Origin of the sequence: Longirhabdus pacifica, from assembly GCF_004115085.1 — a bacterium.
Classification (GTDB): Bacteria; Bacillota; Bacilli; order Paenibacillales; family DSM-105158; genus Longirhabdus; species Longirhabdus pacifica.
The window spans coordinates 147,718-169,320 of the sequence record NZ_QXJP01000005.1; the positions used below are offsets into that span (position 1 = coordinate 147,718).

The window sequence follows — 21,603 nt, forward strand, 5'->3', positions numbered from 1 at the left end:
CTGTGCTAGTCCTTACTGCATCCTAAAAGCTAGAGTATGAATCTAGCATTTTCGGTCAACTGTATAAGATGAAGAAATAATGAAATACAACCTTTACGCCTCAGTAGTTAGGCGTAAAGGTTGTGATATAGAGATTTCTCCGTCTTATGTATAGCGGTAATAAGTTGGTTGAACTTGTTTCTCCAACTTATCTAGCATAGCTCTTTTTATACATTTTATAAAATAAACTCTCTCATTATCTTGGGTAAATAGGGAATAACAATATTAAACCAAAAATCATATAAATAAGATCCAAACCATGGAATAGGTTGTAGTATATGTACGAGATAGTGGAATGCAACAAAATAAAAAATTCCAGAAAAAATAACATAGATGAAATCCTGTGCAAAAGATTTATCACTTTTAATAGCAAACATAGAAGGTAATAACTTCATACGGAATTTGAACGGATATAGAAGTAAAATACCGTCAGAATTAAACATATCCAATAATAGATGAGAAGCAAATGCGATCATAAAACTATAAAGGACTACATCCGATACAGGTATAATTTTAGTGAAAAATAAGTAAAGCAAAATAAGAGCAAGTAAGGAATGTGTAAATCCTCTATGTTTAATAAAAGATAACTTCCCCAAAATTTTTGCTACCATTCGAAATGGTTGATGACGAGCTAAAAATGAATCGTCATCATCTAAATCCGGTGCCATAGACAAATAATAGCCCCCCATAATGGCAATGACCGTTTCATTAGACATAACGGGTTGGTCAAAGTGAAGAAGAGTTCCCTGAACTGCGACCAAGCCTACGATGTGATGAACCTTATGATTCATATCTTCTTTCACTCCTTCACTATTATTATAGCACGTACGTTTGGTATCGTCATTTTTTACATTGCGTTAACAGATGAATAGCCAACTTATGATACGATAATAGAACATAGCAGTGTATAAACATAAAGAATGGAGTTGCAAAATGAATCGTTTCCGAGTAAAACTTACGTTAATATTTGTATTGTTAATAGGTGCATCGGTACTTGTTGCGGGAGTTTTTACAGCAGGACAACTAAAACAATCTTACTTAGATTCCTTAAAAGAAAATATGGAACGTGGTATTCGTATTATTATGTCATCGATAGAATGGGAAGATGAAATAACGAAGGCAAACGAATCCAATATAGCATATTTTGAAGCACAAGCGGCTGAAATGAAACAGTACCTCGATCACCGTATTACATTTATTGCACTAGATGGAACCGTACTTGGTGATTCGGATGATGTTGCGGAGAATATGAATAATCATCTGGATAGAGAAGAGATTGAGGAAGCAAAGACAACACTTCAAGCTGCTTTTTCTACTCGTTACAGTACTACATTGGAGCAAAATATGTTGTATGCAGCCGTTCCTGTGATAATAGAAGGGGAGCTGTTAGGTTTTGTTCGTTCTGCTGTTAGTTTAAATGCGGTAGACTTTCAAATTCAGACGATGTGGGAATACCTTATTGTTGGGCTACTGATTTTGTTCATCATTGCTGGTGTTGTAAGTTATCGTATTGCACAGAAACTGACAAAACCGCTGGAGAAAATTATGGGTGTTGCTGCGCAAATTAGTGATATGAACTACACCGAAAGAGTGCCCATTTACTCTAGAGATGAAATTGGAAAATTAGGAAATGCTATCAATACGATGGCTTCTAGTTTACAACAACAAATGAAAAAGATAAAAGAAAATGAAACAAGGTTAACGAGTGTATTGGAAAATATGGTGAGTGGAGTCGTGATGATTGACCATCATGGAAAAGTGGCGCTCATCAATCGTGCTGCTGAAGAAATTATTGGCTACGAGGCAGACAATGTGTTAGGCAAACCGGTGGAACAAGCAAACCAACCTATCGAATTACAAGAGATGATTGAGAAATGCATGTTCACCAAGGAATCCATCCGAAGTGAAATTGTCATATATTATCCTTCTGAGCGCGTATTGGAAGTGAGTCTTGCTCCATTGGAGAAAGATAGTAAGAGAACGGGTATTGTTATCGTGCTGCATGACATTTCCGAAATAAGACGACTGGAAAACATGCGGAGTGAGTTTGTTGCCAACGTCTCTCACGAATTAAAAACACCTATTACTGCCGTAAAAGGATTTGCAGAAACGTTAATGGCTGGAGCAGCGGAAAATAAAGAAACGCTAGATTCTTTCTTGAAAATCATTTATGATGAAAGTGCAAGATTAGATCGGTTAATTGCAGATATTTTACAGTTATCTAAAGTGGAATCGAAACGGGTTGTATTACAATTTTCACCTATCCATATGACGACGTTCATGGAAAAAATGTTTAATATGATGCAATCACAGGCCGAAGAAGAAAAAATAAGCTTAACGATGAATGTAGATGAAGAAATCTATGTCGAAGCGGATGAAGATCGACTACAACAAATTGTGCTGAATGTTTTATCCAATGCGATTAACTATACGTTGGAAGAAGGTTCTGTTCATGTTAGTGTGACATTCATTCAAAAGAACACAAAAAGTGAAGAAGATGCTATTGAAATAAAAATACAGGATACCGGAATTGGTATTCCGAAAAAAGATCTGCCGAGAATTTTTGAACGATTTTATCGAGTGGACAAGGCTAGATCAAGGAGTTCCGGTGGAACAGGTCTCGGGTTATCTATTGTTAAGCATTTAATAGAATTACACCACGGTACTATCTCCGTAGAAAGTAAGGTAGGGATTGGTTCTACTTTTATCATTGAATTACCAGTGTTGCAAGAAGGGTTAACATTGGATTAATATAGTATAGAGATTGTTTTTACAAATAATGTGGATGAAACTAACGGAATAAGATTGTCGAAATTTGTGTGACTTTGCATAATGGGAGGGGGTATGATGGTGCCCAAAATTCTTGTAATAGAAGATGAACCAACACTTTCTAGGCTGCTTCAATACAACTTAGAGCAAGAGGGATTTGATACGCTGCTCGTGGACGATGGGGCAGTGGGTTTAGAAACAGCGGCAAAAGGTAGCTTTGATCTCATCATACTGGATATTATGTTGCCCAATCTAAACGGTCTGGAAATATTAGGAAAGCTCAGACAAAAAGGAAACAAAACACCTGTCATTATGTTAACGGCTCGGAATACAGAAGAAGAAGTGGTACAAGGCTTACACCATGGAGCAGATGATTATATAACAAAACCGTTTGGTGTGGCAGAATTACTTGCACGGGTAAGTGCTGTTCTTCGAAGAACAAAATCGGATCTTATAGAAGATCATCAGCATGCTGATCATAAAGTGATAGAAATAGGCGAATTGAAAATATTTCCAGAAAAGTATGAAGTACTGTTAAATAACGAACAAATTAGTTTGCGACCCAAAGAGTTTGAAGTGCTACTGTACTTAGTACAACGACAAGGTGTCGTTATTACAAGAGATGATTTGATGAACGTCGTATGGGGATTTGATTACATTGGTGGTCAACGTACGGTAGACGTTCATGTTAGCTCACTGAGAAAGAAATTAGAAATGAACCAAGAAACGGTACAAATCGATTCCATCCGTGGAGTAGGGTATAAATTAGTAGTAAAAGACATGTCATTAAAATAATAAAATGATTTTAAAAGTATAAAAGAAGCGGACAGCTACTCCATAAGAGTAGCTGTCCGCTTTTGTAATGGTATTCAACTTTGATATTTATTTAGGTTGAACATCTACTTATCTTTGACATCAAAAATTCCTTTTGCTCCTAGCCAAAATAATAGTGTGAGTGCGCCTGCAACCATTAAAAGAGGAGCTACAAATATCATAAAACTATTCATTGTCAATCACTCCTTTTTTCCTTTTACGTATTCCGTATCAAATAAAAATAATCTTACTAATAAATAAAGTGATGGGATTAAAATAAACAAACCAAGGATAAAGACAATAATAAGTGTAATGGCCATCGTATCATTAGTAAAGTGATCATAAATCGTTAAATAAGGATACAATAAATAAGGAAGATGGGATGCACCATAACCGAAAAAGGCAAATGCAAACTGCAACATGACAAATATAAATGCTAGCCCACCTCTTTGCTTCGTCCATGTAAAATAAACAGCAATAATAAAGCATAAGAAAGAAAGAACAAACACCCAAGATATATCTACCATATTTTCAAAGTGTTCAGGGTTATGCTGATTGATAGCGAAAAATACAAATAAACTTGCAATGATGGTCGGTAAACTCCACCCTAAAGCATACCTACGAACGATCATATATGCTGGATTATCATTCGCCTTCTGTGCGTAAAACGTTAAAAACATCGCTGAAATGTAAAGCACACTAACGATTGCAAGTAATACGACAGACCAAGAATAAGGACTAGTAAACAGTTCTTTATATAAAAATTGTATTTGTCCATCATTCTCCACAATAAATCCACCTTCAGAAATCGTTAAAACAGTGGAGAGGGAAGCGGGAATTAATAATCCCGTTGCCCCGTATAGAAACAAATAAAATTTATTGTTTTTCGATCCGTACGTGCTGAATGCATAGTATGAACCACGTATTGCTAATAAAATGAGGGCAATACTTCCTGGAACGAGCAATCCTGTTCCGTAGTAATACGCCGTATCTGGAAAAAAACCAATTATACCAACAAAGAAAAAAACAAAAAATACATTTGTAACTTCCCAAACGGGCGATAAATAACGTTCGATCAAGGGATGTATTTGATGCTTTTCCCCTTTTAATTCACTATAAAAACTAAAGAATCCAGCACCGAAGTCGATGGAAGCAACAATCATATAACCATATAGGAAAATCCAAAGTACGGTTATACCTATAATTTCATAACTCATCTTCTAGCTCTCCCTTACATACCGTTTTGTTTAATTTCTTCTTCAGCAGGATAATTACGGAAGACTTTACGTAATACACGTACACACGTAATACCTAATACAAGGTACAATGCAGAGAAGAGATATAGCATCGTATCTACATTTTTAGATGTCGTTGCACCTTCGGCTGTTTTCATAATGCCATTTAGTATCCAAGGTTGTCTTCCTACTTCGGCAAAAATCCAACCTACTTCAATCGCGATCATTGCTAAAGGTCCAGCAATGACAATACATCTCAGTAAAAGAGGGTGATGAGGATTCCATTTTTTTATGACTAAACATAATACATAAATAAGTGCGAGGGTAGTCAATGTCATCCCAATGAGCACCATCAGATCGAATAAGTAATGTATCCATAATGGTGGTACTAACTCTGGATCAAAATCGTCAAGCCCTTTTACGACGGTGTTTATACTATTACCTGATAAAATACTTAACGCATAAGGTATTTCAAGCCCATACTTTACTTCATTATCTTCCGTCAAAATACCACCGAAGATCAGCGGCGCTTTATCTGTTGTTTCAAAGTGCCATTCTGCAGCAGCTAATTTTTCTGGCTGATATTCTGCTAAATATTTCCCGGAGAAATCACCTACAACTGCTGTCCCAACGGAGAAAACAAGTGCTGCAATCATCGTCAGTTTCAACGCTTTTTTATGATAAACATGCTTTCTTTTTTTCAATAATGAAACGGCTGCAATGGCAGCTAATATAAATGCGGAAGTCATGTAAGAAGAAAGTAATACATGGCTTACCTTAGTTGGCATCGCAGGGTTAAACATCGCTACAATGGGTTGGATGTTAATTAATTGTCCATCGACAATATCGAAACCTTGCGGTGCATTCATGAAAGCATTCACTGTTGTAATGAAAAATGCGGAAGCAGAAGCTCCAATAGCAACAGGGATAAGTAGCAAAAAGTGAACCATTCTGTTTTTAAAACGGTCCCACGTATATAAGTAAATACCTAGAAAAATAGCTTCAACAAAAAACGCAAAAGTTTCCATAAATAAAGGCAGCGCAATCGCTTGCCCAGCAACTTTCATAAATTGTGGCCACAGTAAACTTAATTGTAAACCAATACAAGTTCCTGTAACGACACCGACTGCGACGGTAATAACAAAGCCTCTAGCCCATCGTCTAGCAAGTAATAAATAATGCGGATCATTTCGTTTAATTCCAATCCATTCTGCTAATGCAATCATGATAGGGACTCCCACACCTATCGTCGCAAAAATAATATGAAAAATAAGCGTAAAAGAAGTCAATATCCGGCTAAAAATGACAGGATCATATAAATACATGATGTTCACTCCTAAAAAAAGAAAATGTATGATCACCTATGTGAATTTTGTCACATGAATGAAGTTTGTAATATTGCTCAGCACCACGAAGGGGTAAAAAAATCCATCTTTTTTATGAACCGAAAATTCGTCCCAGTAATGCAAAAAGCATAATACCTGCAACGACGAGACACAAAATAATTAACTTTTTCTCTTGTTTTTCAGATCGATTTTTGTTCGATTCCACGGTTGTCACCTACTTTTATCAATTTATACATTACAAACCATCATTTATGTCACATATTCAGCTTAATGTAGAATTTATTATACTACATCATTGTGACTTTTTTCACATATTTTTTGAATAACATTTGAACAACACCATCCAATTTTATCCACTTATTCCATTCTGAAATGTTGGACAAGTGAAAGTAATTGATTAGACATCTCTCGCATTTTGTCTGTTTGTACAGCAGCTTCCTGCATTCTTTTGTTTTGCTCTATGGATGTACTGTTCATTTGTTGCACTCTTCCTGTTGTATGTTGTGCGATAGCGCTGATTTCATCTATAGAGGAGACGACTTGATTTTTTCTTGCTTTTGCTTCATTTGTTTCTTTTAGAATAACTTTCATATGTTCACTGACATGTTCCGTTACTGATTTTATGGATTGAAAATGAGAGGATGTATCTTGCAACGCCTCATTTTGCACTAAAATATCTTCTTTTGTTTTATGCATGTTGCGTTCTACATCATTAATTTTTTCCTGAAGTTGTTCTAATGTTTGCACAATATCATCTGACGTTTGTTTTGATTCATGTGCTAATGTTCTAATTTCATCGGATATAACACTGAATTGCTTTCCTTCTTTCTTCGCTTGGGCAGCAATGATAGAAGCATTAATAGATAGTATGTTCGTTTGACTTGCAATATCATTTACTTTGCTGGTCATACTATAAATCTCATTTGTTTGTGCAATAAGTTGCTGCATCGATGCGGACATTTGTTGAAGTTGGTTTTCTGATTGTACAGATATGTGTTGTAATTGTTGCATGGACTGCATCCCTAATGTTGTTTTTTCTAATGATGAATCACTTTCAGATTTCATTTTATCTGAGGATGCTGCAATATGCTCCATCTGTTCATCTAATGCGTGAATATAGGTCGTACTTTGTTCCATATACTTCATTTGTTCTTCTGCTCCATTTGTTATTTCATGAATGGCGTATACCATTTCGTTATTGTGTGCTGCATTTGTTTTGGATACAGAATGAAAATGCTCAGCATATTGTTGTAAATTAGCAGCCACTTCCCGAGTATGTAAAATCATTGCTCCAAATTGGTCTAACATATAGTTAAAGTAGCGACTTAGTTTACCTAATTCATCATTAGAAGTATGTTTAATCTTTACACTTAAATTACCATCTGCCATTTGCTTCATTGCTTTTTGCAATTGCCCAATTCCAGTAGATAAATAACGAATGACAAAGAAAGAAATCACTAACGTAATGACAAGTACAACAGATAACAAAATAAGAAATACACGATACGTTTGATCTAACATTTCTAATGAAGTAGATTCGGACTCTTTCCATTTTTGTTCAAATGACGTATTAAAGTTATCTACTAATTCAAAAATACGTGTTTTGTGCGCTTGTGATAAATCATGTTTTTGGATGAGTTTGCTCGTTAATTGCTCCTCGTTCAGTGTATCTAGTTCCAATAAAGCTAAAGCCTGATCATAATTATTAGTATATTCTGTGGAAACCGTTTTTAGCATCGCTCTCCAGTTTCTTTCCTCTTTTGTTGTTGCTAAATCGTTCATCACTTGGACATAGTTTAAAAATTGTTCCGATAACGCATCATATGCAGCTTTAGATTCATCACTTTTTGTAATGACAAGTTGCTCACTTAATATCTCCATCTCCAGTACAACATTTTTTAAGTTCATAGCGGAGAAACTATTATTCATATGCGTATTTTGTTGTGCAAGTTGATCTTTAATATTTGTTATTTGCTTAAATTGATAAAAAGCACTAACGGATATAACGATCATAATGAAAGCAAAACTAAGGATCAGTTTCCCTTTCATAGAAACATTTTTCAAAGACGACATTTTTTTTAGTAGCTTGATTAGCTTAAGTATTCTTAATATCTTTAATAGCGTCATCATTTTCATCAGCATGGTATCGCTCCTTCTTGTAAACTACTTATGATTATATAGAAGGAGTATTAAGTATATTTGATAGATTTATTAACTCCATGTAATTTGATAACGAAAGCATGAATACCAACATGTTGGGCGAAGATGTGCACATTTTAAATATAGAATCTAGCAAAATAGCAAATATATTTTACTTAGAGTTTACAAATGATTTAAATTTAGAAAACAAATGATCCGTAAGATTAGAAACGTAGTAAACAGAATTCGAAATTATCGAAGGAGTGGTTAATGTGTTTCAAGGATTTTTACGTAAGGGGTCATTTTTATTACTAGCGTTAGTACTTACTTTCGCGCTAGCTGCATGTGGGGATGCAGAAGAAACAAATGAAAATGAAGATGCAAACAATCAAGTAGAAGAAAGCAACGGTTCTAATGAAGAAAGCGAAGAAGAAATGAAAGAAGAAATGATGGAAATATCCGGTGAAATTGCTTTAGACGGTTCTTCTACAGTATATCCAATCTCCGTTGCAGTTGCAGAAGAATTCATGGCTGAACATGGTGATGTAGACGTTACAGTAAACGTTTCAGGTTCTTCTAACGGTATCGCGAAATTGATCGAAGGCGAAATTGATATTGCTGATGCATCTAGACAAATGAAAGATAAAGAGTATGAGCAATTGCAAGAAAAAGGTGAAGAAGCAATTGAAATGCCAGTTGCATATGACGGGATTACAGTTGTAATTAATAAAGAAAATGATTTTGCTACAGAAATGACAGTGGCAGAATTGAAAATGATCTGGGAAAAAGACAGCACGATCACAAAATGGAGTGAAGTGCGTGAAGGATGGCCAGAAGAGGAAATTAAATTATATGGTCCAGGAACAGCATCTGGAACATTTGAATACTTCACAGGTGCAATTAACGGAACGAAGAATGAATCTAGAATCGACTACAACCCATCAGAAGATGACAATGTTATCGTAAATGGTGTAAGTGGAGACCCTTACGCTATGGGTTACTTCGGATTCTCTTACTATGTAGAAAATCAAGATAAGTTAGCTGCAATTTCTATAAAAGTAGATGAGAATGCAGAAGCGATTGCACCAACAGTTGAAACAATTAAAGATCAATCTTACCAACCATTATCTCGACCAATATATATATACCCTACGAAAAGTGTGCTTGAAAGAGAAGAAGTAAAAGCATTTATTAAATACTACATGAGTGAAAAAGGACAAATGTTAGCAGAAGAAGTTGGTTATGTAGCACTACCACAAGCAGAGTATGATAAAAACTTAACACATGTGGAGTAAAACAACATAACATTTTTATTGGTGACCGTCTGCCTCACATATACATGTGGGGCATTGCGGTTGTCAAGCATTCATTATGGTCATTTTATTAATTAATCGGGGGGCATTGTTGATAACATGCGGGAAAATAAACCGAAAGTTACATTTAAAAAACGAAAATCATTTTTATCCTCAGATCGAATGATGCCGATCTTTTTGTCGTTATTTGCAGGGTTGTCTGTTATCACGACTGTTGGAATCGTGATGATCCTAATTACAGAATCCTACGATTTTTTCAAAGTCGTACCTTTATTCGACTTTTTAACGGGTACGCAGTGGACTCCATTGTTTGCTGGTGATCAGCAATCATTTGGTATTTTACCTTTGATCGTGGGTACGTTTCTCATTACTGCTATCGCAATTACTGTAGCTTTGCCACTGGGTCTTGGAAGTGCTATTTATCTAAGTGAATATGCACCACAAAAAGTAAGACAAATTGTAAAGCCAATCTTAGAGATTTTAGCAGGTATACCAACGATTGTTTATGGATTCTTCGCATTAACCTTTGTGACACCATTGATCAAAACGTTGATTCCAGAGACTGATCTTTTCAATGCCCTAAGTGCAGGTATTGTCGTTGGTATTATGATTATTCCAATGATTTCTTCCCTAAGTGAAGATGCGATGATGGCCGTTCCACGTTCGCTCCGAGATGCAGGTTATGCACTTGGTTCGACAAAACTGGAAGTAGCGATGAAAATAGTAGTTCCTGCTTCATTATCGGGTATTGTTTCTTCTTTTGTATTAGGAATTTCTCGTGCAGTTGGGGAGACGATGATCGTTTCATTAGCAGCCGGTGCATTACCTAATATGTCATTTAATCCTCTTGAAAGTGTACAAACATTAACAGCTTATATTGTTTCTGTTAGCTCAGGAGATACGACGTATGGAAGCATCCCATACTTAACGATTTATTCCGTTGGGATCACGCTGTTTGTGATTACACTTGTGATGAATATTATTGCGGGCATCATTTCTAGAAAGTTTAGAGAGGAGTATCAATAATGAACGGTTCGACATCAGTATCGAATACTTCGATAAATAACAATGAAAAAACAGATAAACAACAATTAAAGCATATGATGAAACGAAAAAGGAAAAATAAATTTTTCCATGCTGTTTTTTTCATTTCCACTCTTTTCGGTATTGCAGCCTTGCTTTTATTGTTAGGACAAATATTAATACAAGGATTAGGCTGGCTGAACTGGGACTTTTTCAACAATTATTCTTCTCGTAAACCAGAAAATTCAGGTATTAAAGCTGCAATGGTCGGAACGTTATGGATGATTGGTATTACAGCACCACTCACCTTTATTATCGGTGTTGCGACAGCATTATTTTTGGAAGAATACGCAAAAGATACTTGGATTAGTCGTGTCATCCAAACTAATATTTCAAATTTAGCAGGAGTTCCGTCTATTGTATATGGACTTTTAGGATTAACATTATTTGTACGGATGTTGCATCTTGGTCCAAGTATACTGGCTGGTGCACTAACGATGACCTTACTTGTTTTGCCGATTATCATTGTTGCATCACAAGAAGCGATTAGAGCAGTTCCAGTGTCACAACGACATGCATCTTATGCGCTCGGTGCAAATCGTTGGCAAACCATCGTGAAAGTGGTCTTGCCTTCTTCATTTGCAGGTATATTGACAGGTTCCATTTTGTCTCTATCTCGAGCTATTGGGGAAACAGCACCGCTTATCGTGATTGGAGCAGTAGCATTCATAGCTAGGTTGCCGGACGGTTTGTTAAGTAAATTTACTGCTATGCCGATTCAAATTTATACTTGGTCTTCACAACCACAAGAAGAATTTCATCATGTTGCGGGAGCGGGCATTATCGTATTGTTATTCATGTTATTAGCAATGAATGCTCTGGCCATCTTTTTACGAAATAAATATCAAAGAAAATAGTTTGCTTCAAAGATTTAGGAGGTCATCATATGACAATCGTGAATATTGATCAATTACATTTATATTACGGAACATTTCATGCATTAAAAAATATCAACATGAATATAAATGAAAAGTCCATTACTGCATTTATCGGTCCATCTGGGTGTGGTAAATCTACTCTATTGCGTACCTTAAATCGAATGAATGATATGATTAAAGGAGTTAGGATAGAAGGCAGCGTAAATATTAAAGGGGAAAATATTTATGCGCAAGACGTGAATGTAGAGTTGTTGCGTAAAGAAATCGGCATGGTTTTTCAGCAGCCAAACCCTTTCCCTAAATCGATATACGAAAACGTGGCGTACGGTTCAAAAATTCATGGTATTACGAACCGTAAGCAACTAGACGAAATTGTAGAAACAAGCTTAAAAAATGCTGCGTTATGGGATGAAGTGAAAGATGATTTGAAAAAATCAGCCTATGGTTTGTCTGGAGGTCAGCAACAGCGTCTTTGTATAGCACGCGCGTTGGCGGTAAATCCTGAAATTTTACTTATGGACGAGCCAACTTCAGCACTAGATCCAATCTCAACACTAAAAATTGAGGAGCTAATCCAAGACTTGAAGCAGAGATATACGATCGTTATTGTGACACATAATATGCAGCAAGCTGCAAGGGTGTCGGATGAGACAGCATTCTTCTTAAATGGTGAAGTGATTGAAATGGATGATACAGCAACATTGTTTTCTAATCCAAATGATCAAAAAACAGAAGATTACATCAGTGGACGATTTGGATAATGATCTTTAATGCTCAACAAAAAAAGGGGAGTAGTCAATGTCAGCAAATCGAATACAATTTAATACGCAGTTAAAAGAATTGCGTGAACATATCATATTAATGGGGGAAAAAGTAGAACAAGCTATACAACACTCTGTTCTCTCCTTGAAAAACATGGATCCTACATTAGCGAAAAAAGTAGTGGATTCAGATCATGAAATTAATGAATTAGAAGGACAAATAGATGAGATAGGAACAATGCTTATTGCTACGCAACAACCTGTAGCGAAAGACTTGCGTCGAATTCTTATCGCATTTAAAATTGCAAATGATTTAGAAAGAATGGCAGATTTAGCTGTAGATATTGCTAAAGTAACGATACGCATTCAAGGCGATCAATTAGTAAAACCGCTCGTAGACATTCCTCGAATGGCAGAAATTGTACAGTTAATGACGAATGAAAGCATTACAGCTTACATGGAAGAAAATGTAGACTTGGCATATAAAATGGCTAAAATGGATGACGAAGTCGATCATCTACACAGCCAGATTTTGCGTGAACTATTCGTATTTATGGTGGAAAATCCAAAGACAGTGAACCAAGTCTTGCTGTTATGCTTTGTAAGTCGTTATTTAGAAAGAATGGCAGACCATGCTACGAACATTGGTGAAAGTGTCGTCTACCTTGTTCAAGGTATACGTGCGGATTTAAATGATTAATGTATTGTAGTGTCATTACATTTTAGTTATAAATGCATTTATATTATGCGTATTAGGCTTGAATCATATAATAGATAAACAAAATAAGATCGCCCTCACTCTTTCGTTTTGAAGAGCTAGGCGGTCTATTTGTTGTTATTTTTATTAGATACTTACACTAAGTCGTTTAACTGATGAATGATCGTAACTGATTTTTTATAGGTAGTGTTTAATTTTTTGTTTCTTTTTTTTCTTCTTTGTAGCCATACTGCATGCATGCCAGATTGAACTGCTCCTAAAATGTCCGTTTTCCATAAATCACCGACCATCACAGCTTCCTTAGCATGAAAACCACTTTGTTTCAGCGCATTACGGAATATATTGCGACTCGGTTTTCGATAGCCCGTATTTTCAGGTGTATAGACTAGTGAGCTAGATATGTAAGGAGCTAATCTGCTTTTACTCACGTCAAATTTACCATGATTAGATATAATGCCTAGCTTATAATCGTTGGATAGTGCGAACAATGTTGGTTCAACATCTTCATATAGGACATAATGTTCTGGTAATTGTTTTTTAATTTGACGAAGCATCTGCTGAACAAGGGGTGGATTAATCGGTAAATGATTATGTTGCAACGTTTTTTGAAAAGCAACCATTCTTGCTTTTGCAATAGGTAACGTTCTTCCTTTTTCTTGTCTTGATTTTTTATATGTGGATTGAAATTGCTGTATAAAACCTTCGGCAGAAGGAGCTTGGTCAAGACGTCCCGTAAAATCTTCATACACCGTCGAAGCACATTGCATAAATGAACGATGCATATGGACCAGCGTGTTACTAACGTCGAAAAAAATGACTTTTTTATTTTCTCCTCTAAACAACATAAATACCCCATTTCCCTGTGAATTCAAGAATATGGTATGATGATCATAGCATGTTGTGAAGTATAAATATAGGAACATGATGTTTTAGAATGTAGTGTTCTCAATGATATGAACAGGATCCTTACATCTATAATATGAGCTGAAGGAATAGAAAATGAAAATGATCGAGGTGTAATATGCAAAAATTAATTATTGTTGATGGAAACAGTATTGCCTATAGAGCTTTTTTTGCACTGCCATTATTGAGCAACGCAAAAGGAATACATACGAATGCAGTGTACGGGTTTACTACGATGCTGCTTAAATTAATAGAAAATGAAAAACCAACCCACTTTATGGTTGCATTTGACGCTGGTAAAATAACATTTCGCCATGAAGAATACAAAGAATATAAAGGAAAACGGCAAAAAACACCACCAGAGTTATCAGAGCAATTCCCGATTATAAAAAAAATGCTGGACGCTTTTTCTATATCACAGTTTGAGCTAGAAGGCTATGAAGCGGATGACATTATCGGTACGTTAACGAAAGTGGCTGAGCAACAAGATATGAAGGTCATGGTCGTTACCGGAGACAAAGATATGTTACAACTTGCATCAGAAAACGTGGAAATTGCATTAACCAGAAAAGGCATTAGTGAGATGGAGAAATATTCACCTGCCACGATTGATGACAAATACGGACTAAAGCCTGAACAGATTATTGATCTCAAAGGACTAATGGGTGATACGTCTGACAACATCCCTGGCGTTCCGGGTATTGGAGAAAAAACGGGACTAAAATTACTTCATCAGTACGACAGTATTACAGGGATATATGAACATATTCATGAATTAAAAGGCAAGATGAAAGAAAAGTTGGAGCAAAATAAGTCTCAGGCCGAGATGAGCAAACAGTTAGCGACTATTTTTCGAGAAGTTCCTATGGAACAAGATTGGGAATCTTTAAAATATGATGGATTAGATCAACAAAAAGTAGTAGAAATGTTTACTGAGCTTGAATTTCGTTCGTTACTTGACCAAATGCAAGTGGAAACTTCCACTGTGGAAGCCGTAAAAGAAGAAATAGCGTATACGATTATAGATGAATCCAACATCAATACGTTACAGTCTGTGTTGCCTCACATTCACGTATGTCATATCGAAGTAACAGGAGCTAATCCTCATCAAGGAGAAGTGCAAGGGATTTCTCTATATGATGAAGATGACAATCATCTTTACTTTGTACCATCTACACTCATGCAGCAATCGTCATTATCTTTTATGATAGACTGGCTGCAAGATGGCAATCATGCGAAACAGATGTACGATGCACATCGAGCTGAAGTGGCGTTGCACTGGATGGGTATAAAGCTTCAAGGGGTGTCATTTGATACGATGCTGGCAGCGTATTTGTTAGATCCAACCGATAGTGGTCAACAAATGCATCGACTTTGTCACAAATATGGAGTTACCCCGATTGCACCAGACGAAGATGTATATGGTAAAGGGGCAAAATTCAAAGTACCGGCTGTTGAACAGTTGGCTGAATTTTGTTGTCACAAAGCTTTGGCCACATGTAGACTTGCTAAGGTGCTGAAAGAAAACATTACGGATTATGAGATGGAACAATTGTATTACGAGTTGGAACTTCCTTTATCCCATGTACTGGCTAGTATGGAGTTAGAAGGAATTAAAGTGAATACAGAAGAATTGAAAACATATGGAACAGAGTTAAATGAACAAATACAACAAATAAAAGACAACATATATGAGATGGCAGATGCTGAATTCAACATTAATTCTCCAAAGCAATTAGGAGAAATTTTGTTTGAAAAACTTCAGCTTCCCGTCGTCAAAAAAACAAAAACCGGATATTCTACCGATGCAGAAGTGTTGGAGAAATTAAAATCAAAACATGAAATCGTGGAGCATATTTTACACTATAGACAACTGGCAAAATTACAGTCCACTTACGTGGAAGGGTTGCTCAAAGAAGTGAACGATAATACAGGCAAAGTGCATACGTATTATCAGCAAACGATAGCAGCAACAGGTCGATTGAGCAGTCAATTCCCTAATTTGCAAAACATACCGATACGTATGGAAGAAGGAAGAAAAATTCGTAAAGTCTTTACTGCGGAGGACAAAGAATGGAGTATAGTGGCTGCGGATTACTCACAAATTGAACTGAGGGTACTTGCACATATATCTCAAGATGAAAGACTCAAGCAGGCGTTCACTGAAAATAAAGATATACATACCCAAACAGCAATGGACGTGTTTGGTGTCAAGGAAGATGAAGTAGATAGTGAGATGAGAAGACAAGCAAAAGCGGTCAATTTCGGTATCGTGTATGGCATTAGTGATTACGGGCTATCACAAAACTTAAATATTACCCGTGCAGCAGCTGCAGATTTTATTCAACAATACTTTAATGTATTTGAAGGTGTACACGGTTATATGGAAGATATCGTGAAGAAAGCGAAGCAGGACGGATATGTCAGTACGATGTTGAATAGGCGTAGAAGTTTGCCAGAGATCAACGCTAGAAACTTTAATCAGCGTTCTTTTGCAGAGCGGACTGCGATGAACACACCAATTCAAGGTACAGCGGCAGATATTATTAAGTTAGCGATGATTAAGATGAATGAGCAATTGAAAGAAAAAAAATTAAGAAGTAAGATGCTGCTTCAAGTGCACGATGAATTAGTATTTGCTGTACCGATGGAGGAAGTAGATATGATGAAGCAATTAGTATCGCAAGTGATGGAAAAAGCACTTCTGCTTGATGTACCTCTCAAAGTGGATGTGAGTGTGGGTTCAAATTGGTATGAAGCAAAGTAATAGCATGAAACAAAAATGGAAGTGTATTTTATATCCTTGAATTGGTTCTTCTCCTCACTGTATTTTGCGTTATAATAGACGAGAGGTGAGGATATGCCGGAATTGCCAGAAGTAGAAACGGTAAAAAGAACGTTAAATGAGTTAATTATAGATAAAAAAATTGAGAAAGTAACGGTCACATTAGCACGTATCATTATTAAACCAGATGATGTACCGTTATTTTCCGCTCTATTACAAGGACAAACTTTTCGCTCTGTCCACCGAAGAGGGAAATTTCTTCGATTGATGCTAGATGACTATACATTAGTGTCTCATCTTCGCATGGAAGGAAAATATGGATTGTACGAAGCAGATGATGCAGTAGACAAGCATACCCACGTTATTTTCCATTTTACAGATGGAACAGAACTTCGCTACAACGATGTGAGGCAATTTGGAACGATGCACTTATTTGCTAAGGATGACGATTTGTCAGCGCGTCCATTAAGTCAACTTGGACTTGAACCTTTTGCTTCTGATTTTACAGCAGCATCGTTAACCACATTGCTGCAAAATAAAAAGAGTAAAATTAAATCTTTATTACTAAATCAATCCTATGTTGTCGGTATTGGCAATATTTATGCAGATGAAATTCTTTATGCTGCTAACATACATCCAGAACGCACTGCGGACCAGTTAAGTCAAGAAGACATGCAAAAGTTGCATACTGCTATTGTAGCTATTTTACAAGAGGCAGTAAACAAAGGTGGATCTTCCATTAAGTCTTATGTCAATGGACAAGGTGAAATGGGAATGTTTCAACAGCAACTTCGTGTATATGGTCGCAAAGAAGAACCTTGCTTCACTTGCGGTACACCGTTAAATAAAATCGTTGTTGGTGGTAGGGGTACACACTACTGTACACAGTGTCAATCCTAATGCTGCTCTGATGCACCTCTGATACTTTTCTCCCATATATTGAAATCAGACGGGAGGAGAGTATCATGTATATTACGATTTCATTACTTATGATTGCATTTGCTGTTAGTTTAGATAGCTTGAGTGTTGGCATTACGTATGGATTAAGAAAATTAAAAATTCCATTTACTTCGATTTTTATTATTTCATTTTGTTCTGGCCTCATTATTTACACTTCTATGCTAGCAGGTGTGTGGCTAGAGCAATGGTTGTCTCCACAAATGACCAAATATTTAGGTGCAGGCATTTTAATTGCTATAGGTACATGGGCTGTATTTCAAATTTTCATGCAAAAATATCACGAAGATTCAGCATCTCTTCCACTACAGAAGGAGGAGGGGCAGGAAGCTTTACTACCGTCCAAGAAAATGATTCTTCATATCGAGTTGAAAAAGCTAGGTATCGTCATTGATATTTTAAAAACACCTCAAAAAGCAGATATAGATAAATCGGGGATCATCACAGCAGGAGAAGCTTACATATTAGGTGTGGCATTATCTTTGGATGCTTTAGGTGCAGGTATTGGTGCTGCTCTGTTAGGTTTCTCACCTTTATGGACAGCCGTGCTTATTGCAGGTTCGTCTGGGCTGTTTATTACACTAGGATTAAAGATTGGTTTAATTTTTTCACAATTTTTATGGATGCGCAAGTTGTCTATTTTGTCAGGCATGATTTTGATTACAATGGGCATTGTAAAATTGTTATAGAACTTATGGCTTCAAGTCAGTAAAAGGAGTGTTTCTTGTGTTTGTTGGATTAACAGGTGGTATTTCTTGTGGGAAAAGTACGGTGTCACAAATGTTTGTTAGCAAAGGATGTGTGCTCGTAGATTCAGACCAACTCGCGAGGGAGGTTGTGAATCCTGGTAGTCCTGCTTTAGAAGAGATAGCGACTTACTTTGGACAAGAAGTATTGACAGCAAAAGGAGAACTTCATCGGGAAAAGTTAGGTGAAATTATTTTTGGGAACCATGAAGCAAGAAAAAAATTGGAGTCCATTATCCATCCCAAAATAAGAACACGGACGCAACAACAAATTATGCAATTTGAAGAAGAAAACCCATCCAGATTGACCATTGTAGACGTTCCATTACTATATGAAGTACATATGGAAAACATGTTTCCGGAAGTGATAGTTGTCTATTGTCCACAAACGATGCAAATAGATCGACTGATGGAGCGGGATAACTTATCACACGAACAAGCAACCCAACGTATACAGGCACAGATGCCCATTGAAGAGAAGCGCAAGAAAGCCGATGTACTCATTGATAATAGTAAAACTTTGGAACATACCATGGAGCAAGTTGAGTTATTGTTAAACGATGATGATTGGAAACGAAGTATCATGGAAAAATCAAGTTTAATATTACAAAAATAAAGAAGATAATGAAATAATGAGAAACGAGTTTACGCCTCAATAGCCAGGGGCAAAGGTTGATATAGAATTTCTCCATCTTATGCATAGTGTAATAAGTTGGTTAAACAAGTTAATTCAACTTAATATAAAAAGAAGCATGGAAATTCAATTCCCATGCTTCCACAAATCGTGATATATTATTTATATTGTCCAGCTAATTGCTGTTCAGCCATTTGTACTAAACGTCGAGTAATATGACCCCCGATTGCTCCTGTGTCGCGTGTAGCCATGTTACCGTAGTAACCGTCTTGAGGGATTTGAATTCCTAATTCTTGAGCAATCTCATATTTAAGTTGATCAAGAGCTGCAGTTGCTTGTGGGACAACCAATGCGTTTGTTGTAGCCATCGCTTGTTTCACCTCCTTGAAGTTGGTACACCTATTATGTGCATAATGCTAAACTCTATAACAGGTAAAGTAAGGTAAATTATAAGAAGGAGAAAACATATAATGAAATGCCCATATTGCGATTATCTTGGAACGAAAGTGTTGGATTCCAGACCAGCAAATGAGAATAAATCAATTCGTAGACGTAGAGAATGTGAAAATTGTCATCAACGTTTTACTACGTTTGAAATGGTGGAGGAAACACCACTTATCGTCATCAAAAAGGATGGTAGCCGTGAACAATTTAGTCGAGACAAAATACTAAGAGGACTAATACGAGCTGGCGAAAAAAGACCTGTCTCTATAGAACAATTAGAAACCATTGTCAGCCAAGTAGAACAGAAATTAAGGCAAACAGCACGAGCTGAAATAGATAGCAGAGAAATAGGTGAAATTGTGATGGAACAGCTATATCCAGTCGATGAAATTTCCTATGTACGATTTGCTTCTGTATATCGCCAATTTAAAGATATACAAATGTTTCTGAAAGAATTGAATACCTTATTACAACGCAACCAGTGAGATTACGAATGCTGCTCGGCCTTTGTTATCTCACTGTATTCATGTTGGGTAGTTACGAATAGCTGAAATGATAGCTGAAGCGAATTTTATAAATTCAAGTTTCATTCGTGGAGGTCATAGAGATGAAAAAAAGAAATCAAAATTTGGCTTATGAAATATTTATGTTTACGTTAGCAGTAATATCTGTAAGTTTATTGTGGCTCGATAAAAACGATCCATTAAACATCACCATTGAATGGGTCGTTTGGGCTGTATTTTTTGTGGATGTCGTGATACGTTTTTCTGCTGCTTCGAATAAATGGGAGTATGTTAAATCTAATCCATTGGATATCATTGCTGCATTGCCATTGGATGCTATTTTCCGCTTTGCAAGGGTAGTAAGGATCATAAGAATACTTCGCTTAATTGCGATGGCATCCCGTTTAATTAATATGAAATCGTTTAAAACTTTCTTTGGTATTTTACATCAAAATGGATTGAGCAAGGTGATAACTGCTGCTGTTATTCTTATGTTCTTATCCGCTGCCGTTGTACAACAAGTAGAGGATTATGAATCTTATGGAGATGCACTATGGTGGAGCATTGTAACGGCGACAACGGTAGGTTACGGTGATATCTCTCCAGAGACGTTGGTTGGCAGGATGGTCGCTGTTATATTGATGGTTTTTGGTATTGGATTAATTGGGATGGTGACGGGTTCCATTGCTACTTATTTTATTGGAAATGATTCAAAATCTGATTCCAATGCAGACTTTATGATCTCTCAATTACAACGTCACGAAGAGCTCACCCCAGAGGAAATTGACATGCTTATCGCCATGTTGAATCAATGGAAAACAGATCAATACAATAAAAAAGAACAAGTGAATACATCCTAACTTTAAGGTACGCTAGTTGAATTGAATTGTCGTATATTTAGTGTTCTGCTTTCACTTCGAATGATACAGTTTGAACCGATGTGCACAACAGGTGCAACAGATGTAGCAATGATCTTTACTCTTCCTACGTGAATGTATGGATTTTCATTGATAATATTCAGGTTTACTTGTTCTGTGATTTCTGGTAAAGGAATGTCTTTTCTAAACACCGAGTAAGGTTCAAAGTTTCCTTCATCCCCTCTAAAGGTGGGGATTTTCCGCTGTAGTGCGTAAACTAAGGAATAAGGTGTAATCGCATATGTATCCCCTATTCTTAACGTGCTGTCTTCTCCAATGTTCGTAATGTATAACTCTTTCAACACAGAAGTTCTTTTTGTATTTGTTATTGGTTTACTACAGGTTTGTTTTTTCATGGTGTTATACCTCTTCTGCTATTTCGGTTTCTACACCTACAATCAACGATTCAGGAGGGGTATCAAACGCAGAAGTCAACGTGATGTTTTCAGTATCCCCAATAAGGAAAATGGAAGAGGAAGCGACACCAATGATTCTCACTGCTCCTACACACAATTCTTTATTTACCACATTCAAATTCATGCTCATCTTGTATACTCCTTTCAAAATAAGTTAACGTTGTCAATACCCCCACCACTGTTAATAAGGGAGTAGGAGGGGGA

General features: G+C 36.4%; 22 protein-coding genes. 13 read left to right on the forward strand and 9 right to left on the reverse strand.

Features of this window, described 5'->3' with window-relative positions; translation table 11 throughout:
• Window positions 1-215: 215 nt before the first annotated feature.
• A complete protein-coding gene (locus D1Z92_RS05745; protein ID WP_128894705.1) occupies window positions 216-830 on the reverse strand; it encodes a metal-dependent hydrolase in 615 nt (204 codons plus the stop codon).
• A gap of 142 nt (window positions 831-972) precedes the next feature.
• Here D1Z92_RS05745 and pnpS point away from each other — a divergent pair, with 142 nt between their 5' ends.
• Together pnpS and D1Z92_RS05755 are read left to right on the forward strand one after the other, a co-directional pair.
• Entirely contained in the window at window positions 973-2,790 is a 1,818-nt protein-coding gene (pnpS, locus tag D1Z92_RS05750) for a two-component system histidine kinase PnpS (RefSeq protein WP_128894706.1), read from the forward strand.
• A 96-nt stretch (window positions 2,791-2,886) separates the two neighbouring features.
• Complete coding sequence (locus tag D1Z92_RS05755) at window positions 2,887-3,603, forward strand: response regulator transcription factor (protein ID WP_128894781.1); 717 nt, start codon at window positions 2,887-2,889, stop codon at window positions 3,601-3,603.
• 104 nt (window positions 3,604-3,707) lie between these two features.
• Here D1Z92_RS05755 and cydS read toward each other — a convergent pair whose 3' ends face one another.
• The 4 genes from cydS to D1Z92_RS05770 form a co-directional block, all read right to left on the reverse strand.
• The gene (gene cydS, locus D1Z92_RS17805) at window positions 3,708-3,815 is read right to left on the reverse strand and encodes a cytochrome bd oxidase small subunit CydS family protein (protein ID WP_370741230.1); all 108 of its coding nucleotides are present in this window, start codon (window positions 3,813-3,815) and stop codon (window positions 3,708-3,710) included.
• 6 nt (window positions 3,816-3,821) lie between these two features.
• Window positions 3,822-4,838, reverse strand: coding sequence for a cytochrome d ubiquinol oxidase subunit II (locus D1Z92_RS05760; RefSeq protein ID WP_128894707.1), 1,017 nt, complete (start codon window positions 4,836-4,838; stop codon window positions 3,822-3,824).
• 14 nt (window positions 4,839-4,852) lie between these two features.
• Window positions 4,853-6,181 (reverse strand): cytochrome ubiquinol oxidase subunit I, encoded by a 1,329-nt coding sequence (locus D1Z92_RS05765; RefSeq protein ID WP_128894708.1) that lies wholly within the window; start codon window positions 6,179-6,181, stop codon window positions 4,853-4,855.
• A 378-nt stretch (window positions 6,182-6,559) separates the two neighbouring features.
• Entirely contained in the window at window positions 6,560-8,344 is a 1,785-nt protein-coding gene (locus tag D1Z92_RS05770) for a methyl-accepting chemotaxis protein (protein ID WP_128894709.1), read from the reverse strand.
• A 269-nt stretch (window positions 8,345-8,613) separates the two neighbouring features.
• Between D1Z92_RS05770 and D1Z92_RS05775 the strand changes: the two genes are divergently transcribed.
• The 5 genes from D1Z92_RS05775 (at window position 8,614) to phoU (ending at window position 13,076) form a co-directional block, all read left to right on the forward strand.
• On the forward strand, window positions 8,614-9,636 hold the full coding sequence (locus D1Z92_RS05775; protein ID WP_128894710.1) for a PstS family phosphate ABC transporter substrate-binding protein: 1,023 nt from the start codon (window positions 8,614-8,616) through the stop codon (window positions 9,634-9,636).
• A 117-nt stretch (window positions 9,637-9,753) separates the two neighbouring features.
• On the forward strand, window positions 9,754-10,680 hold the full coding sequence (pstC, locus tag D1Z92_RS05780) for a phosphate ABC transporter permease subunit PstC (RefSeq protein WP_128894711.1): 927 nt from the start codon (window positions 9,754-9,756) through the stop codon (window positions 10,678-10,680).
• Window positions 10,680-11,594: a phosphate ABC transporter permease PstA gene (pstA, locus tag D1Z92_RS05785; protein ID WP_128894712.1), complete on the forward strand. Its 915-nt coding sequence runs from the start codon at window positions 10,680-10,682 to the stop codon at window positions 11,592-11,594. Before pstC ends, pstA begins: the two co-directional genes overlap by 1 nt.
• A 29-nt stretch (window positions 11,595-11,623) precedes the next feature.
• Window positions 11,624-12,376: a phosphate ABC transporter ATP-binding protein PstB gene (gene pstB / locus D1Z92_RS05790; RefSeq protein ID WP_128894713.1), complete on the forward strand. Its 753-nt coding sequence runs from the start codon at window positions 11,624-11,626 to the stop codon at window positions 12,374-12,376.
• 37 nt (window positions 12,377-12,413) lie between these two features.
• Window positions 12,414-13,076 carry a phosphate signaling complex protein PhoU gene (gene phoU / locus D1Z92_RS05795; RefSeq protein WP_128894714.1) on the forward strand — a complete coding sequence of 221 codons (663 nt, stop codon included), beginning with the start codon at window positions 12,414-12,416 and terminating at the stop codon, window positions 13,074-13,076.
• A gap of 152 nt (window positions 13,077-13,228) precedes the next feature.
• Here phoU and D1Z92_RS05800 read toward each other — a convergent pair whose 3' ends face one another.
• Window positions 13,229-13,939, reverse strand: coding sequence for an HAD family hydrolase (locus D1Z92_RS05800; RefSeq protein WP_164931471.1), 711 nt, complete (start codon window positions 13,937-13,939; stop codon window positions 13,229-13,231).
• Between the two features lie 176 nt (window positions 13,940-14,115).
• On the opposite strand from D1Z92_RS05800, the gene polA reads away from it, so the two are divergent.
• The 4 genes from polA (at window position 14,116) to coaE (ending at window position 19,101) form a co-directional block, all read left to right on the forward strand.
• Complete coding sequence (gene polA / locus D1Z92_RS05805; protein ID WP_128894716.1) at window positions 14,116-16,764, forward strand: DNA polymerase I; 2,649 nt, start codon at window positions 14,116-14,118, stop codon at window positions 16,762-16,764.
• Window positions 16,765-16,857: 93 nt separating this feature from the next.
• Window positions 16,858-17,682 (forward strand): DNA-formamidopyrimidine glycosylase, encoded by an 825-nt coding sequence (gene mutM, locus D1Z92_RS05810; RefSeq protein WP_128894717.1) that lies wholly within the window; start codon window positions 16,858-16,860, stop codon window positions 17,680-17,682.
• 65 nt (window positions 17,683-17,747) lie between these two features.
• Complete coding sequence (ytaF, locus tag D1Z92_RS05815; RefSeq protein ID WP_128894718.1) at window positions 17,748-18,428, forward strand: sporulation membrane protein YtaF; 681 nt, start codon at window positions 17,748-17,750, stop codon at window positions 18,426-18,428.
• 37 nt (window positions 18,429-18,465) lie between these two features.
• On the forward strand, window positions 18,466-19,101 hold the full coding sequence (gene coaE / locus D1Z92_RS05820; protein WP_128894719.1) for a dephospho-CoA kinase: 636 nt from the start codon (window positions 18,466-18,468) through the stop codon (window positions 19,099-19,101).
• 176 nt (window positions 19,102-19,277) lie between these two features.
• On the opposite strand, the gene D1Z92_RS05825 is transcribed toward coaE, so the two are convergent.
• The gene (locus tag D1Z92_RS05825; RefSeq protein ID WP_128894720.1) at window positions 19,278-19,487 is read right to left on the reverse strand and encodes an alpha/beta-type small acid-soluble spore protein; all 210 of its coding nucleotides are present in this window, start codon (window positions 19,485-19,487) and stop codon (window positions 19,278-19,280) included.
• Between the two features lie 102 nt (window positions 19,488-19,589).
• On the opposite strand from D1Z92_RS05825, the gene nrdR reads away from it, so the two are divergent.
• Complete coding sequence (gene nrdR / locus D1Z92_RS05830; RefSeq protein WP_128894721.1) at window positions 19,590-20,048, forward strand: transcriptional regulator NrdR; 459 nt, start codon at window positions 19,590-19,592, stop codon at window positions 20,046-20,048.
• 122 nt (window positions 20,049-20,170) lie between these two features.
• On the forward strand, window positions 20,171-20,926 hold the full coding sequence (locus tag D1Z92_RS05835; protein WP_128894722.1) for a potassium channel family protein: 756 nt from the start codon (window positions 20,171-20,173) through the stop codon (window positions 20,924-20,926).
• A gap of 2 nt (window positions 20,927-20,928) precedes the next feature.
• Here the strand turns inward: D1Z92_RS05835 and D1Z92_RS05840 are convergent, their stop codons facing one another.
• Entirely contained in the window at window positions 20,929-21,339 is a 411-nt protein-coding gene (locus D1Z92_RS05840) for a spore germination protein GerPE (RefSeq protein WP_128894723.1), read from the reverse strand.
• Between the two features lie 4 nt (window positions 21,340-21,343).
• Complete coding sequence (locus D1Z92_RS05845) at window positions 21,344-21,523, reverse strand: spore germination protein GerPD (protein ID WP_128894782.1); 180 nt, start codon at window positions 21,521-21,523, stop codon at window positions 21,344-21,346.
• Window positions 21,524-21,603 lie beyond the last annotated feature (80 nt).